Below are 15007 nucleotides of genomic sequence, written 5' to 3'. Positions count from 1 at the left end.
CCGGGTCACTTCGCCTCGAGCCAGTCGCGACCGACGCCCACTTCGACGGCCAGGGGGACGTCCAGCCTCCAGGCCTCCTCCATCGTCGCCTTGACGACGCGGGCGGTCTCCGCGGCGCGCTCTTCGGGCGCTTCGACGACGAGCTCGTCGTGCACCTGGAGCAGCAGCGCCGCCCCCAGGGGCTCGAGCCGCGGAGCCAGCTTGACCATGGCCAGCTTGATCAGGTCGGCGGCGGTGCCCTGCACCGGCATGTTGAAGGCCACCCGCTCGGCCGCCTCGCGCACGTTGCGGGCTTTGGAAAGCAGCTCGGGCACGTGGCGGCGGCGACCGAACAGGGTCTCGACGTAGCCGCGCTCGCGGGCTTCTTCGAGGACGCGCTCCATGAAGGCGCGCACCCCCGGGTAGGAGTCGAAGTAGCGGTCGATGAAGGCCTGGGCCTCGCCGTAGTCGATGCCCAGCTCGCGGCTCAGGCGGTGGGCGCTCATCCCGTAGAGGACGCCGAAGTTGATCGTCTTGGCGGCGCGGCGGCGGAAGGGGTCCACCTCCACGTCCTCGACCCCGAACATCCAGGCGGCCGTCTGGGTGTGGATGTCGCGCCCCTCCTGGAAGATGCGGATAAGATTCTCGTCGCCCGAGAGGTGGGCGAGCACCCGCAGCTCGATCTGCGAGTAGTCGGCCACGACCAACAGGTAGCCTTCGCCGGCGACGAAGCCCTTCCGGATCCGGCGCCCGATCTCGGTACGGATGGGGATGTTCTGGAGATTGGGGTCGGAGCTGGAGAGCCGCCCGGTGGCCGTGCCGGTCTGGTGGAAGCGGGTGTGCAAACGGCCCGTTCGCGGGTGCACCAACTTGGGCAGCGGGTCGAGGTAGGTGCCCTTGAGCTTGGCAAGCTCGCGGTACTGCAGGATCTTCTCGACGATGGGGTGCGCCCCGCGCAGGGTCTCGAGGACGCTCGCCGAGGTGGAGCGTTTGCCGGTCTTGGCCGTGCGGCGGCCGGCGGCCAGGCCGAGCTCGTCGTAGAGGACGGTCTCGAGCTGGTCGCGCGAGTTGAGGTTGAAGGGGTGGCCGGCGAGGCGGTGGATCTCGGCCTCGAGGCGCTCGAGCTCGGCCGCGAGCTCCTGCGAAAGGGCCAGCAGGTAGTCGACGTCGAGCTTCACGCCGCGGCGCTCCATGGCCGCCAGCACGCCCTGCAACGGCCGCTCGACCTCGCGGTAGAGCCACCACAGCCGCTCCTCCCCCTCGAGCCGGTCGCTCATCTCCCGCCAGAGCCAACGGGCGGCGAGGGCGCGGTCACGGGCGCGGTCGGTCCAGTCGCCCACGCCGTAGCGGCGCACCGTGCTCGCGGGCTGGTTGTTGCTGGGGTCGTAGAGGTAGGCGAGCAGCAGCGGGTCGTCGCCGGGGCGGGCGCGCACCCCCTCCCGCAACGCCCAGACGGTCAGGTCCTTCGCCTGGACCGCGTCGAGCTGGGGAAAGCGCTCGAGCTCGAGAGCGCGCGCCGGCCCCTCGGCCACCCGCTCGTCCCAGGCCGCGGCCAGCTGGCCCAGCTCGGCCCACATCGGCTCGGGGCGGTCGAAGACGTAGCCCAGCCAGGCCCGTTCGGGCGGAGGCCACGCGGCTTCCTGGGCCTCTGGGGCCTGGATCAGGCCCAGCTCCCGGAGCAGGGTGCCGAACTCCAGGTCGAGCAGGAAACGGCGCAGCCCCTCGCGGTCCACCTCGTTGCGGTGGCAGCCCGTAAGGTCGACGTCGAGCGGCACGTCCGCGCGCATGCGCGATATTTCCCGAGAAAAGAACGCCGCCTCACGGCCCTCTTCCAGCTTCTTGCGGACGCCGGGCGGGGTGACCTCGTCGAGGTGCTCGTAGATGCGGTCGAGGCTGCCCCACCGGGCGAGCAGCTTGGCCGCGGTCTTGGCGCCGACGCCGCGCACGCCAGGAATGTTGTCCGAGGGATCGCCGGTAAGGGCGCGGTAGTCGACCCACTGCTCGGGGCCGACCCCGTACTTCTGGCGCAGGTAGTCGGGGGTGATGCGGCGCTCGTCGGGGGTGACGACGACGACGCGGTCCGTGAGCAGCTGGTAGGTGTCGCGGTCGCTCGTGAGGATGACGACCTCGTACCCCTCGCGCTCGGCGCGCCGGGCCAGGGTGGCCAGCACGTCGTCGGCCTCGACTCCGGGCACCTCGAGACGCACCAGCCCCAGGAGGTCGACGAGCTGCTTGATCTTCTCGACCTGGGGTTTGAAGTCCTCGGGCGGGGCGACCCGCTGGGCCTTGTAGCCGGCGAACTCCTCGTGCCGGAAACTGGGCCCCGGGGCGTCGAATACGACGATCACGCAGTCGCCGTCCTCGCGCAGCAGTTTGAGCAGCGTTCGGGCGAAGCCGTAGACCGCGTGAACGGGCTCGCCGCTGCTGGTGGAGAGCCCCGCGTCCTTGAGTGCGTAGTAGCTGCGGAAGGCCAGGTGGTGGCCGTCCACCAGGACGATGCGCTCGGGTTTGCTTTGGAAGAGGCCGGGCTGCTGCACGCCGTTCATTCTAACGGCTGCACGCGCACGCTGCCTTTGCTGGCGTCGCGCAGCGCGGTTTCCAGCTCACCGACCCGGGCGGCGTCAACCTCCACCTCCCAGACCAGGTGATCGCTCGCGTAGGCCTCCCCCAGCCGCCGGGCGCCGGCGGCGACGAGGATCGGGTAGAGCTTGGCGCTCAGGGCGTAGGGGATCGCAACCTGGAGGCGGCGCTTGGGCTGGATCTCGAGGATCCGCGCCCTCCGCAGGCACTCGGCGGCGACGCCGCCGTAGGCGCGCGCCAACCCGCCCGCCCCCAGCTTGACGCCGCCGAAGTAACGGGTCACCACCACCACGACGTGGTCGAGGCCGTGGCCCTCGATGGCCCGCAGGATGGGCTGCCCCGCGGTGCCCCCCGGTTCGCCGTCGTCGGCGAAGCGGTAGGCGGAGCCGATCTTGTAGGCCCAGCAGTTGTGGGTCGCGGCGGGGTCCTTCACCGACTCCAGGAAGAGCCGGGCCTCCTCGGGGTCGTCGGCGCGCGCGGCGGCGCAGACGAAGCGGCTCTTCTTGATCTCCTCCTCGTAGCCCGCGGGCTCCGCCAGGGTGCGCAGCGGCCGGTCCGGGTTCACTTGCGCACCCCGCCCCAGAGCGGCCGCTCGCGGACGTGCCCGCCGCGGGCGCGCTGGGTCTGCTCGAGGGTGATGAAGGCCTTGGGGTCGTGGGCCTCGACGAGCCGCAGCAGCGGGCGCACGCTGCGCCGCTGCACCACCACGTAGAGCACGGCGACCGGACCCTCGAGCCCGCGGCCCTCGACCTCGGTCACCCCGTAGCCGGCGCCCCGCAGACGGTCGACGAGCGTCCGCGCCGAGCCTCGGGTGATGATGCGCAAGGTAACGTACCCCGGGGCCAGCCAGCCCTCGACGCCCATGCCCAGCGCGGTGCCGACGGCGAAACCGAGCGCCCAGCCCAGGTACTGCACCGGCGAGGTGAGGTGGGCGAAGACCCGGGTGATCGCGACCAGCCAGATCAGCGCCTCGAAGAAGGCCAGGGCCGCGGCCACCCCCCGTTGCCCGCGCACCATGTAGAGCATGCGCACCGTCGAGAGCGGCACGTCGAGCAGCCTTAGGGCGAAGACCAGCAGCGCCGAGAGCAGCAGCTCCATCACCGTCCCTCCTCCCGCAGCGCCCGCTCCATGACGGCGACCGGGGCCGGCCGCCCGGTCCAGAGCTCGAAGGCGCGCACCCCCTGACCCAGAAGCATCGCCAGCCCGTCCTGGGTGGCCAGCCCGGCCGCCCGCGCCTCCCGCAGCAAACGGGTTTCCAACGGCCGGTAGACCAGGTCGACGACGCCCCCCGACTCGGGCAGGACGCCCGGAGGCAGCGGCGAGGCTTCCGGATCATCGAGGCCGACGGAGGTGGCGTTGACGAGCAGCGGGGTGCGGCGCACCGCCTTTTCCAGCTTCTGCGGGACTACCAACCAGCCGCCGACCTCCTCGACCAGGCCTTGGGCGCGCGCGAGGGTGCGGTTGTACACCCCCACGAGCCAGCCCCTCGTCACCAGGGCGTGGACGACGGCGCGGGCCGCCCCGCCCGCGCCCAGCACGAGCGCCTCTCCGGGGCAGAGCCCGTCGCGCTCCAGGGCCCAGTAAAAGCCGTCGGCGTCGGTGTTGTGGCCCACGAGCCGGCCTTCGCGGTTGACGATCGTGTTCACCGCACCGATCGCCGCCGCGACGGGATCGAGCTCGTCGAGAAGGGGGAGGACCCGGCGCTTGTGCGGCACGGTCACGTTCACCCCCGCGAATTCGGCGCGCACCTCGGCCAGCCGGGCGGCCAGGGCCTCCGCGGGCGTGGGCAGGAGGCGGTAACGGCCGGACAGCCCGGCGGCCGCCAGCGCGGCGTTCATCATCGCGGGGCTCCTCGAATGGTGGACGGGGTCGCCGATCAGTCCGAGCTGCACCTTTTCATTGTGTCAGGACGCGGCGAAAAATACCAACCGGTCTCGCCCGCTTCCCATGAAAGCGCGTTACAATCACGTACGTGAACGACGTCTTTCTCCGCGCCGCCAGGGGCGAGCCCACGCCCTACACCCCGGTCTGGTTCATGCGCCAGGCCGGTCGTTACCAACCGGAATACCGCAAGATCCGTGAACGTTACACCCTGCCCGAGATCGTGCGCCACCCGGAGGTCACCGCCGAGGTGACGCGGCTACCGGTGCAGCAGTTCGGGTTCGACGCGGCCATCCTCTTCGCCGACATCACCACCCCCCTCTACGGCATGGGCTTCGACCTCGACATCGTCGAGGGCAAGGGGCCCGTGATCCACAATCCCATCGACACCCCCGAGGACGTGCGCCGCATCCACCTCTTCTCGGCCGAGGCCCACACCCCCTTCGTGCTCGAGGCCATTCGCATCCTCAAGGCCGAGCTCGAGGTGCCCCTGATCGGCTTCGCCGGAGCGCCGTTCACCCTCGCGAGCTACCTGATCGAGGGGGGGCCCAGCAAGAACTTCGTCAAGGTCAAGGGCTTCATGTACGCCGAAGAGGAGGCCTGGGACCTGCTGATGCGCACGCTCACGAACGCGATGGTCGAGTACCTGAGCGCCCAGGCCCGGGCCGGAGCGGACGCACTCCAGGTCTTCGACAGCTGGGTGGGCCGCCTGACGCGGCACGACTACGAGCGCTACGTCGCCCCGCACATGCGGCGGCTCTTCGAGGCCCTGAAGCCCCTGGGCGTCCCCGTCGTTCACTTCGGCACCCAGACGATGCACCTCCTCAGCCCCATGGCCGAGGCCGGGGGGGACGTCATCGGCGTGGACACCACCACCCCGCTGGACTGGGCGCGCGACCGCTTGGGCGCCCGCCCGGTGCAGGGGAACCTCGACCCCACCCTCCTCTTCGCCCCCGAACCGGTCCTCGCCCGCGGCGTCGAAGCCGTCCTCTCGGCGAACGCCGGCCGCCCGGGGCACATCTTCAACCTGGGCCACGGCATCCTCCCGGGCACGCCGCCGGACGCGGTGCGCAGGGCGGTGGAGCTCGTCCACTCCCTGAGCGAGGTGCGCGCATGAACGTCCTGCTGATGTACTACGGAACCCCTTACGACGAGGGGGAGCTCGCCGACTACTACACCGACATCCGCCACGGCCACGCCCCTCCGCCCGCGCTGCTCGAGGAGCTGCGCGAGCGCTACCGCCTGATCGGCAAGAGCCCGCTCAACGAGATCACCTTCTCCCTCGCCCGCAAGCTCGAGGGCGAGCTGAACCGCCGCCTGCCGCGCTTTACCCGGGGGCTCGCCACCGCCCCCGAGCCGCGCGACCCCCGGGACGACGCGCGCGTCTACGTCGGGGCCAAGCACAACGCCCCCTACATCGCCGGGGCCGTACGCCAGATGGCCGAGGAAGGCGTGGACCGGGCGGTCGCGGTCGTCGCCGCCCCCCACTACTCGCTGCGCTCCATCGCCGAGTACCGCGAGCGCGTGGATCTGGCCCTGGACGAGCTGGGCGAGCCCTTCACGGTCCGCTTCGTTCAGGAGTACTACGCCCACCCGGGGTACGTGGCCGCCGTGGCCGAGCGCGTCAACCGCGCCCTGTGGCGGATCCGCGATCCGGAGCGCGCCGTCGTCTACTTCACGGCCCACTCCATCCCCCTCCGTTCCGTCGAGGCCGACGGCGGCGTCTACCCCGATCAGGTCGAGGCCACGGCGCAGGCGGTCGCGCAGCGGCTCGGGCTGCCCCGCTGGCGGGTGGCCTGGCAGTCGGCGGGCCGCACCGACGAGGACTGGCTCGGCCCCGACATCAACGACGCGCTGCGCGAGGACGCGGCCGCGGGGCTGCGGGAGGCCGTCGTGGCGGCCGTGGGGTTCCCGGCCGATCACCTCGAGGTCTTTTACGACCTCGACTTCGAGGCCCGTCAGACGGCGGCCGAGCTCGGGGTGCACCTGGTGCGCGCGGAAAGCCTTAACGACGCGGACGATTACGTCGCCGTGCTGGCCGACCTGGTCGAACGGGCCTGGTACGAGGGCGCGCCGTGAAGAAAGCGGCGGTGGTCGGCGGCGGCATGGCCGGGCTGGCGGCGGCCTACTACCTGCAACGCGCCGCGGAAGCGGCCGGCCGGCCCCTGCAGGTCGTGCTCTTCGAGTCGGACCGGCGGCTGGGGGGCAAGGTCCGTTCGGTGCAGTCCGGCCCTTACCGGCTCGAGGGCGGCCCCGACGCGGTGGTCCGCTACAAGCCCTGGTTCCTCGACCTGGTGCGCGAGCTGGGGCTCGAGGGCGAGGTGGTGGGCACCACCCCCGCCAAGCCCGCCGCCCTGATCTTCAAGGGCGGCCGCGGCTACCCGCTGCCCGAAGGCCTGAACGTCGTCATCCCCTCGCGCCTCGGCCCGCTCGTGCGCACGCCGCTGCTCTCGCCGGCGGGTAAGCTGCGCGCGGCGCTCGACCTCTTCCTGCCGCGCGGCCCCGAAGGCGACGAGCCCTTCGGCGCCTTCGTGCAACGCAGGCTCGGGCGCGAGGTCTGGGAGAACCTGGCGGCCCCGCTGACCGGAGGCATCTACGGCGGCGACCCCTACGAGCTCTCGACCCTCGCCGCCTTCCCCATGCTCAAGGAGCTTGAGGCCCGCAGCCGCTCGCTCATCCTTGGCTCCCTGCGCGCCATGCGGCGGCGCCGGGGCAGCCGCGAGGGCGGGAGCCTCTTCGCCTCCCTGCAAGGAGGGCTGGGCCGGGTCGTCGAGGCGCTGACCCGCGCCGCCGACCGGGTGGACTGGCGCTTGGGCGCCCCCGTGGAACGCCTCGAATACGGCGAGGGTCGTTGGCAGCTCTTCGGACCCTGGGGCACCGAGGGTTTCGACGCCCTCGTCCTGGCCGTCCCGGCCCGCGTGGCGGGGGAGCTGCTCGAGCCGCTGGACGCCGAGCTGGCCGCGCCGCTGCGGGAGATCCCCTACGGGGACACCGCCACGGTCACCCTGGCCTTCGACCGCGGCCGCTTCCCCGAGGTCGTGGGGCACGGGATCCTCGTCGCCGCCGGCGAAGGCACCCGGGCCCGCGGCTTTACCTGGCTCAGCCGCAAGTGGGCCGGACGGGCCCCGGACGGCAAGCTGCTCGTGCGCGCCTATTTCTCGGGAGCGGGGGCCGAGCTCGACGAGAAGGGGCTCGTCGACGCGGCCCGCAGCGACCTGGAACGCATCCTCGGCCCCATCCCCGACCACGAAGCCGTCTGGACCTACCGCTGGAAGGCCGGGATGCCCCAGTACACCGTGGGGCACCTGGACCGGGTGCGCCGCATCGAAGCGGCCCGCAGCCGCTGGCCCGGGCTCGAGCTCATCGGCGCCGCCTACCGCGGCGTCGGGCTGCCGGAAGTGGTGCGCGACGGCCGCGACGCCGCCGCCCGCACCCTCGATCACCTCGCCCGGGAACCCTGATCCGCGCCATGCCCAAGACCCTGCGCGAACTCGCCCGATGCCCCCACGCGCCCTCGCGCTGCGTGCTGGAAGACGAGGTGGCCGCCTCGGGCCGCAGCGAGGAAGAAGTGCTCGCCCCGCTGCGCGAGCGGCTTTCGGTCATGCGCGCCTCGATCACGAAGGGGCTCGCCACCAAGGCGCCGAGCGTCGCCGGGATGGTGGGCTGGAACGCCCAGACCCTCTGGGAGGCGGACGATCCCCTGCAGGCCCCCTTGCTCAAGCGCGTGCAGGCCTACGCCATGGCCGTCAATGAGGAGAACGCCCGCATGGGCCGCATCGTCGCCGCCCCCACCGCCGGCAGCGCCGGCACCCTGCCCGGGGCGCTCTTCGGCGTCGCCGACCACCTGGGGATCCCCGAGGAACGGCTCTTGATGCCCGTGGTGCTGGCCGCGGGGGTGGGCCAGATCATCAGCCGCACCATCTTCATCGCCGGGGCCAGCGGCGGCTGCCAGGCCGAGATCGGCTCGAGCGCTGCCATGGCCGCCGCCGCGGTGGTCGAGCTGCTCGAGGGCACGGCCGCCCAGGCGGTGCACGCCGCGGGGCTGGCCCTGCAAAACACCCTGGGCCTCGTCTGCGACCCGGTGGGCGGGTTCGTGGAAGTGCCCTGCGTGATGCGCAACGGCTTCTACGCGGTGCACGCGGTCAGCGCCGCCCAGCAGGCGCTGACCGGCATCGAAAGCCCCATCCCCGCCGACGAGGTCGTCCTAGCCATGGCCAGCATCGGCCGGCTGCTGCCGCCGGAGCTGAAGGAGACGGGCGAGGGCGGCCTGGCCCAGACCCCCACGGGAAAGAAACTCGCCCAGCAGGCGCTCGGCGAGTCGGACGACCCGAGCTAGCTACTCGACGTCGGGTTCGGCCAGCGCCTCGCCCAGGAGCTCGTCGCTGGCGACGCCGGCGAACCACTGCGCTTCGGTGATGCCGTCGAAGGTGACGATGAATTCGGCGTACTTCGCGCCCATGAGGCTGCCGTCGGTGCTGTAGGGGTAGTCGGCCGACATGAGGCGGTCGGCGATGCGCTCCACCGTTTCGCGGGGTCCGCGCACGCGAACCCTGAAGTGTTCGATCTCCACCTGGGGCTTGAGCACGTCCACCTCCTTCACCGCCAGCTTAGCGGGCGTGCGTCTGGCGTATGTCCCCCCGGCCGGTGGCGGCGCGGCTCAGTTTTCCGGCGCTTCGCCCTCGCCCTCCGGCGCCCGCGGGCGCAGCAGCGGGAAGAGGATGACGTCGCGGATCGAGGGCTGGTCGGCGAGGATCATCGTCAGGCGGTCGATGCCCAGCCCCATGCCGCCCGCCGGGGGCATGCCGTGCTCGAGGGCGGTGAGGAAGTCCTCGTCGACGCGGTGGGCCTCCTCGTCGCCCCCTTCGCGGCGGCGCGCCTGCTCCTCGAAGCGCTCGCGCTGGTCCAGCGGGTCGTTGAGCTCGGAATAGGCCGGCGCCAGCTCCATCCCCGCGACGAAGAGGTCCCAGCGCTCGGTCAGGCCCTCCCGCTCGCGGTGCTTCTTGGCCAGCGGGCTGATCACCGCGGGGAAGTCGAAGACGAAGGTGGGGTCGTGCAGCTCCTCCTCGACGTAGAGCTCGAAGAGCTTGTCGAGGAGCTTGTAGCTGGGCACCTCGATCAGCTCGGGGTGCTTGGCGTCGGCCCAGATGCGCAGGCGGTCGAGGTCGAGGGGGTCGAAGTCGAGCCCCGCCTTCTCGCGCAGCACCTCCACGAAGGAGAGTCGGCGGAAGGGAGGCGTGAAGTCGATCGTCCGGCCTTGGTACGCGAGGGTGTAGCCGCCCGTCAGCTCCTGCACCAGGCTCGAAAGCATGGCCTCGGTCATTTCCGCCATGTCTTGGTAGTCGGCGTAGGCCCAGTAGGCCTCGAGCATCGTGAACTCGGGGTTGTGCTGGGCGTCGATGCCCTCGTTACGGAAGACCCGGCCCAGTTCGAAGACCTTCTCGAAGCCGCCGACGAGCAGCTTCTTGAGGGGGAGTTCGAGCGAGATGCGCAGCTCGAACTCGTGGGCGAGCGCGTTGTGAAAGGTCTTGAAGGGCCGCGCCTCGGTGCCCCCGGCCGTGGGCAGGATGACCGGCGTCTCCACCTCGAGGAAGCCGCGCTCCTCGAGGAAGCGGCGGATGTGCCGGACTACCCGGGCGCGGGTGCGGAAGACGTCGCGCACCTCGGGGTTGACGATCAGGTCGAGGTAGCGCTGGCGGTAGCGCACCTCCTTGTCCTTGATGCCGTGCCACTTGTCGGGCAGCGGGCGCAGCGCCTTTACGAGGGGCTGCCACCGCTCGACGGCGACGGTGACCTCGCCGGTCTTGGTGGTGAAGACGGTGCCCTCGGCGCCGACGATGTCGCCGATGTCGAGCTTCTTGAGCAGGCGGTACTGCTCGGTGGCGTCGCGGCTCAGGTAAAGCTGGATGCGGCCGCTCTCGTCGAGCAGGTGGGCGAAGGTCACCTTCCCCATCCGCCGCAGGCTGACCAGGCGGCCGGCGACGCGGACGCGCTCCTCGGGCCAGGCCTGCTCGGGTGCGGCGCCGGCGTGGGCCTCGAGGATCTGCGCCGCGTCGTGGGTCTTCTCGTAGCGGTACGGGAAGGGTTCGAACCCGGCCTCGACCAAGGCTTCCAGATTGGCGAGGCGTTGCTTGAGCTGGTCGGGGGGCGGCCGCATCGTTAGGCACCCACGGAAAGGATGCGGTAACGCCGCTTGCCCGAGGGCGTGTCGACCCGAACCTTGTCGCCCTCCTTGCGCCCCAGCAGCGCCTTGCCCAGGGGCGACTCGTCGGAGACGCGCATGGGTTCCTCGAGCACCGTCGCCTCGGCCGGGGCCACGATCTGGAGGGTCAGGCTCTCGCCGGTCTTTTCGTCCTGAACGACGACGACCGAACCCAGGGTGACCTTGTCGCCCTCGGCGCTCTCGATGATGACCGCGCGGTGCAGGATGTCCTCGAGCGCGTCGACGCGGGCTTCGATCTGCGCCTTTTCGCGCTTGGCCTCCTCGAGCCCCGAATCTTCGTAGTCCTCGAAGCTCTCCATCTGCTCCTGAAGGATGCGGGTGGCCTCCTCCAGGCGCTTCTTCTCTTCGGCCAGTTCCAGCTGCAGTCGCTCGTAACCTGCTTTGGTCAGTTTTACCTCGCGTGCCATGCTGCCTCCTTCGGGCGCGACCGCCTGCGAACGACCCAGGGGGCCCCTGGGTCGGTCAGTGCAGTATAACGCGCGCCAGGATTTCCCTCAAATACCGGGGCTCCGCGCGCTCGGCGCAGGCCTGGGTGTCGGCGCAGAAGCTGCGGTAGAGGTAGTGCCGCCCCTCCCCCGCGGGCAGTTCCGCCCGGGCGAAGACCGCGGCGTGCCGGGCGATCTGCCGGCGGCAGGCGTCGCAGAGGACGGGCTTCCCGCTGGGGACCTTCTCGAGCACCTCGAAGCGCAGCTCCAGCGGGTGCTCCCGGATGACGATCCGCCCCTCCTCGTCGCGGTAATAGAGCACCTCCCCCGCGGGCCAGAGCTCGGGCGGCGTCCCCGGGAAGTAGCGTGCGATGATGCTGCGTTCGTCGCAGTCCTCCGCCATCGCCCCTACTATACCCACCCGGGTTTGGGCGTCGCTTCACGCTTTTCAGTAGGCCCGCCCGTAGGCTGGAACCGTGACCCGTTACGCCGTGCTGCTGCTGCTGGGCATCGCCGCGGCCTCGTACTACTTCGCGAACCTTCCGGTCAGCAGCCCGCCGCCGCGGGATCGCGGCGTCGAACTCACCGGCGTGAAGCTGCGGCTCTATCCGCGCTCGGATCCGAAGGCCGAATGGGTCTTCTACGCCGCGCGCATCGAGAACAGCCCCGCCAAGAGGACCTCGGTGGCCACCGGCCTGCGCGAGGGGGCGCGCTACGTCGACGGCGAATTGGACCTCACCCTCGACGCCCCCGAGGTCACCATCGACCGCAACGACGACCTCACCCTGCCCTACGCGGTCATCCGCATCCCCCGCGAGTGCTACGAGATCAAGCTGGGCGGCGAGGGCGAACCCCCGGTGCGCATCCGCCAGGACCGCGGCTTCTACGCCCCCACCTTCACGCTCACCGGCCCCGGGATCTCGGTGCGCGGCGAGCGGTTCCGTTCGGACTTTAAACTGGAAGAGGCATCGTGGGAAAACGGAGAGGACATCGTCGAAATGGACAACGTCAAGGAGTGTGCCCCCAATGAGTAGCTCGCGCGTGACCCGAATCCTGTGGTTCCTGCTGATCGGCGCACTGGCGCTGGCGGCCGCGAACAGCCGCATCATCAAGATCAGCTACGAGGACGGCCGCCGCAGCGGCAACCTGCGCAACGGCCCCTGGATCTACGAGAGCAACCGGCCCGACGGCATCGTGGGCACCGTCGGCGACCTGCAGATCCTGGCGAGCAAGGCGGTGCTCGAGGCCCCCGAAGGCAAGAGCATGCAGGCCGCCGAGGGCGAGCGCACCGCGACCTTCGAGGGCGGCGTCACGGTAACGCGCGGCCGCCTCACCGCCAAAGGCCCGCGGCTCGTCTACTCCGAGGCCACCGGCCTGGGGGTGCTGGCGGGGCCCGCCGAGATGCACCAGGAGCCCGCCAAGGAAGGCGAAGACCCCGTGGAGGTGCGCGCCCAGGAGATGAGCTTCGACGTTGACACCGACATCTCGACCTCGTCGGGCGGGGTGGTCCTGGCGAGCGGAAACCAGAAGGGGTGGGCCGACCGCGTCTACTACGAAGAGGAACGCGGTCTCGCCGTCTTCACCATGGACCAGGGCACGGTCAAGCTGGTGCGCGAGCGCAAGGACGGCGAGCTCGTCATCAACGCACCCGAGGTGCGCAGCCTCACGCGCAGCAAGAAGCTGATCGCCACCGGCGGGGTGAAGCTGGTCGACGGCGAGATCACCACGACCGGCGACGCCCTCTACTACGACGACGAGACCGGCGAGGCCATCGTCATCGGCAACCCCGCGCGCAGCGTCAACGCGGCCGAGGGGTTCAAGACCTCGGGCGGCACGCTGCTGCACAACGTCAACAAGCACCGGGTGCAGGTCTACCGCAAACCCTTCACCCTGCCCGCCGAGGAGTTCAAGAAGGTTGGGGAATAGAGCCGCGGCCGTCCTCGCCCTCGCGCTCGCGCTCTGGGCGGGGGCGCAGCAGCCGGACGAGGCCTGCGTCAACTGCCCCACGGTGGAGCTCGAGCGCGAGGGGAAACCCATCGTTGCGGTGAAAACCAGCCCCGACGACGTCAGCGACGTCTTCGTCATCGAGTACCTGGACGTGCAGACGGGCTTCCTCGAGGCGCTCGACCCCGACGCCCGCCGGGCGCGGGTGCAGGGCGTGGCGCTCTGGTTCGACGCGCGCACGCGCCTGGACCCGGCGCTGCAAACCGGGGACTTCGTCTGGGCCGTCTACAACCCCGACCTCGACGACGGCGGCGGTCGGGCTTACCTGCTGGAGCTGCGCCCCCACCCCGAGGCGGAGCCCGCCCATCACGCCCTGCAACGCTTCCTGATCTACGACCCCGCGCCCTACCGCACCCGGGTCCGCTTCGGCGAGGACACCGAAGCCTACGGCCACATCGCCCAGGTCGAACGCGTCAAGGGCGTGCGGGAGCGGGTCGTGCTCGGCGACGGCGAGGTCCGCTACCTCGCCGACGCCGACCGCTTCGAGGTGAACTTCTCGGACGGCGACCAGGCCGTCGAGGTGGTGCAAGGAAAGAGCCGCGCCTGGGGGCGCCGCCTCGACTACGACAACGCGACCGGGAAGGCGCGGGTGACCGGCCCCATCCGGCTCCAGCGCGCCGGGGAAAAACCGCTGAGCGGCTCGTCGCAGGCCCTCGTCTACGACCTCGACGAGGACACCCTCACCCTGCAAGGGGAGGTGGTCCTGGTGCAGGAGGAGCGCACCACCCGCGCGGACGCCGCCTACGTGGTCGAATCCGAGGGGTACGCCTACCTGTACGGCGATCCCGTGGTCAGCAAGGGCCCCGACGGCGAGGTGCGCGGCCGCGTCGTGCGCTACCGGCTCGACTCGGGCGAACTCCTCGTGCTCGAAGGCATCGAAGCCGTTTTCGACGACGCCCCCTAGGGCGCCTCCATCTCCAGCAGGCGGCGCGCCGCGGCCTCGTCGGTGATCAGCACGTTCACGTAGCGTCCCCGCAGCGCCCCGTGGATCGCCTGGGCCTTGACCGCGCCCCCGGCCACGCCGATCACCGTGTCGATGCGGCGCAGGGCGTCGTGGTCGATGCCGATGACCCGGCGGTTCAGCTCGATGTCGAGCCAGCGGCCGTCGAAGCCGTAGTGCTGCGCGCAAACGTCGCCGACCGCTCCGCTCTTGCGGATCTCCGCGGCCTCGGCCTCGGTGAGGTAGCCGGCGCGCACCAGGCTGTAATAGCCGGACCGGGTGGTGCCGATGCCCACCAGGGCGATGTCGGACCTGCGGGCCCGCTCCAGCGTCTCGCGGATGTGGCGCTCGCCCAGGAGAGCCTGGCGCGCCGCCGCGCCGTCCACGATCAGCGGCGCGTGCAGCTGGTAGCTGCGGCAACCGAGGCGTTCGGCCAGCAGCTGCGCCAGGATGGGACCGCTCGTCGGCGTGGCCTCGGCACCCGTCGCCCCGATGAGCTGGACGACCTCGACGTTCTCGTGCACGCGCGGGCGGATCGCACGGATCATCTCGTACAGCGCCCCGCCCCAGGAGATCCCGATCGTCATGCCGTCGTGGAGCAGGTCCTCGAAGTAGCGGGCCGCCAGCTCGCCCAGGCGCTTGAGGGTGCGCTCGTAGGCCTCCTCCCGGCCGGCCAGGACCCGCACGTCTTTCAGGCCGTAGCGCCGCTGCAGCTCCGCGGCCAGGTCGGGAGAGGTCTGCAAGGGGTGGTGCACGATGATCTCCACCACCCCGCGCTCTCGGGCCTCGGTGATCAGGCGCGAAACCCCCGAGCGCGAGATGCCCAGCAACGCGGCGATCTCCTGCTGCGTCTTCTGCTCCTCGTAGTAAAGCGAAGCCACGCGCGCCAGGTAGGCGAGGCGGTCTTCGCGCGGGCGGCCCCGGACGGCTCCGCGTTCGGCCTCATTCATCGACGATGCCCTCCCTCTCCCCGTGTGC

At 71.1% G+C, this 15007-nt stretch carries 16 protein-coding genes; 7 read left to right on the top strand and 9 right to left on the bottom strand.

The genetic code is table 11. From position 1 onward, the window contains the following. Positions 1-5: 5 nt before the first annotated feature. The 4 genes from polA to aroE are packed head-to-tail and all read right to left on the bottom strand — an operon-like array spanning position 6 to position 4451. Complete coding sequence (gene polA, locus OCEPR_RS05305; RefSeq protein ID WP_013457682.1) at positions 6-2525, bottom strand: DNA polymerase I; 2520 nt, start codon at positions 2523-2525, stop codon at positions 6-8. Beyond that, positions 2522-3124 (bottom strand): IMPACT family protein, encoded by a 603-nt coding sequence (locus OCEPR_RS05300; protein ID WP_013457681.1) that lies wholly within the window; start codon positions 3122-3124, stop codon positions 2522-2524. The genes polA and OCEPR_RS05300 overlap by 4 nt, the downstream gene beginning before the upstream one ends. Continuing rightward, the gene (locus OCEPR_RS05295; protein ID WP_013457680.1) at positions 3121-3657 is read right to left on the bottom strand and encodes a DUF2179 domain-containing protein; all 537 of its coding nucleotides are present in this window, start codon (positions 3655-3657) and stop codon (positions 3121-3123) included. The genes OCEPR_RS05300 and OCEPR_RS05295 overlap by 4 nt, the downstream gene beginning before the upstream one ends. Continuing rightward, entirely contained in the window at positions 3657-4451 is a 795-nt protein-coding gene (gene aroE, locus OCEPR_RS05290; RefSeq protein WP_041554046.1) for a shikimate dehydrogenase, read from the bottom strand. Before aroE ends, OCEPR_RS05295 begins: the two co-directional genes overlap by 1 nt. A 71-nt stretch (positions 4452-4522) precedes the next feature. Between aroE and hemE the strand changes: the two genes are divergently transcribed. From hemE to sdaAA, 4 genes are read left to right on the top strand one after another with little or no spacing between them, the layout of a single operon-like run. Continuing rightward, entirely contained in the window at positions 4523-5557 is a 1035-nt protein-coding gene (gene hemE / locus OCEPR_RS05285) for a uroporphyrinogen decarboxylase (RefSeq protein WP_041554044.1), read from the top strand. Beyond that, entirely contained in the window at positions 5554-6519 is a 966-nt protein-coding gene (gene hemH, locus OCEPR_RS05280) for a ferrochelatase (protein ID WP_013457677.1), read from the top strand. Before hemE ends, hemH begins: the two co-directional genes overlap by 4 nt. Next, positions 6516-7901: a protoporphyrinogen oxidase gene (gene hemG, locus OCEPR_RS05275; protein ID WP_013457676.1), complete on the top strand. Its 1386-nt coding sequence runs from the start codon at positions 6516-6518 to the stop codon at positions 7899-7901. Before hemH ends, hemG begins: the two co-directional genes overlap by 4 nt. 8 nt (positions 7902-7909) lie before the next feature. After that, positions 7910-8776, top strand: coding sequence for an L-serine ammonia-lyase, iron-sulfur-dependent, subunit alpha (gene sdaAA / locus OCEPR_RS05270; RefSeq protein ID WP_013457675.1), 867 nt, complete (start codon positions 7910-7912; stop codon positions 8774-8776). Here the strand turns inward: sdaAA and OCEPR_RS05265 are convergent, their stop codons facing one another. Genes OCEPR_RS05265 through OCEPR_RS05250 form a run of 4 tightly spaced genes read right to left on the bottom strand, consistent with a single transcriptional unit; the run spans position 8777 to position 11488 of the window. After that, positions 8777-9040: a hypothetical protein gene (locus OCEPR_RS05265; protein ID WP_041554042.1), complete on the bottom strand. Its 264-nt coding sequence runs from the start codon at positions 9038-9040 to the stop codon at positions 8777-8779. Between the two features lie 57 nt (positions 9041-9097). Further along, positions 9098-10594 carry a lysine--tRNA ligase gene (gene lysS / locus OCEPR_RS05260; protein WP_013457673.1) on the bottom strand — a complete coding sequence of 499 codons (1497 nt, stop codon included), beginning with the start codon at positions 10592-10594 and terminating at the stop codon, positions 9098-9100. A 2-nt stretch (positions 10595-10596) separates the two neighbouring features. Next, on the bottom strand, positions 10597-11067 hold the full coding sequence (locus OCEPR_RS05255; RefSeq protein WP_013457672.1) for a GreA/GreB family elongation factor: 471 nt from the start codon (positions 11065-11067) through the stop codon (positions 10597-10599). Positions 11068-11122: 55 nt separating this feature from the next. Beyond that, the gene (locus tag OCEPR_RS05250; protein WP_013457671.1) at positions 11123-11488 is read right to left on the bottom strand and encodes a hypothetical protein; all 366 of its coding nucleotides are present in this window, start codon (positions 11486-11488) and stop codon (positions 11123-11125) included. A 73-nt stretch (positions 11489-11561) separates the two neighbouring features. On the opposite strand from OCEPR_RS05250, the gene OCEPR_RS05245 reads away from it, so the two are divergent. The 3 genes from OCEPR_RS05245 to OCEPR_RS05235 are packed head-to-tail and all read left to right on the top strand — an operon-like array spanning position 11562 to position 13993. Continuing rightward, positions 11562-12119 (top strand): hypothetical protein, encoded by a 558-nt coding sequence (locus OCEPR_RS05245; protein WP_013457670.1) that lies wholly within the window; start codon positions 11562-11564, stop codon positions 12117-12119. Between the two features lie 7 nt (positions 12120-12126). After that, the gene (locus OCEPR_RS05240; protein ID WP_041554040.1) at positions 12127-13011 is read left to right on the top strand and encodes an LptA/OstA family protein; all 885 of its coding nucleotides are present in this window, start codon (positions 12127-12129) and stop codon (positions 13009-13011) included. Next, positions 13001-13993, top strand: coding sequence for a hypothetical protein (locus tag OCEPR_RS05235; protein WP_013457668.1), 993 nt, complete (start codon positions 13001-13003; stop codon positions 13991-13993). Before OCEPR_RS05240 ends, OCEPR_RS05235 begins: the two co-directional genes overlap by 11 nt. On the opposite strand, the gene OCEPR_RS05230 is transcribed toward OCEPR_RS05235, so the two are convergent. Beyond that, positions 13990-14979 (bottom strand): sugar-binding transcriptional regulator, encoded by a 990-nt coding sequence (locus tag OCEPR_RS05230; RefSeq protein WP_013457667.1) that lies wholly within the window; start codon positions 14977-14979, stop codon positions 13990-13992. The two genes, OCEPR_RS05235 and OCEPR_RS05230, sit on opposite strands and share 4 nt — an antisense overlap. Between the last annotated feature and the right edge of the window lie 28 nt (positions 14980-15007).

This window comes from Oceanithermus profundus DSM 14977 (genome assembly GCF_000183745.1).
In the GTDB taxonomy this organism is placed as follows: domain Bacteria; phylum Deinococcota; class Deinococci; order Deinococcales; family Marinithermaceae; genus Oceanithermus; species Oceanithermus profundus.
Note: the sequence above shows the minus strand (reverse complement) of the source record. Positions and strands in the feature narration are given on the sequence as shown.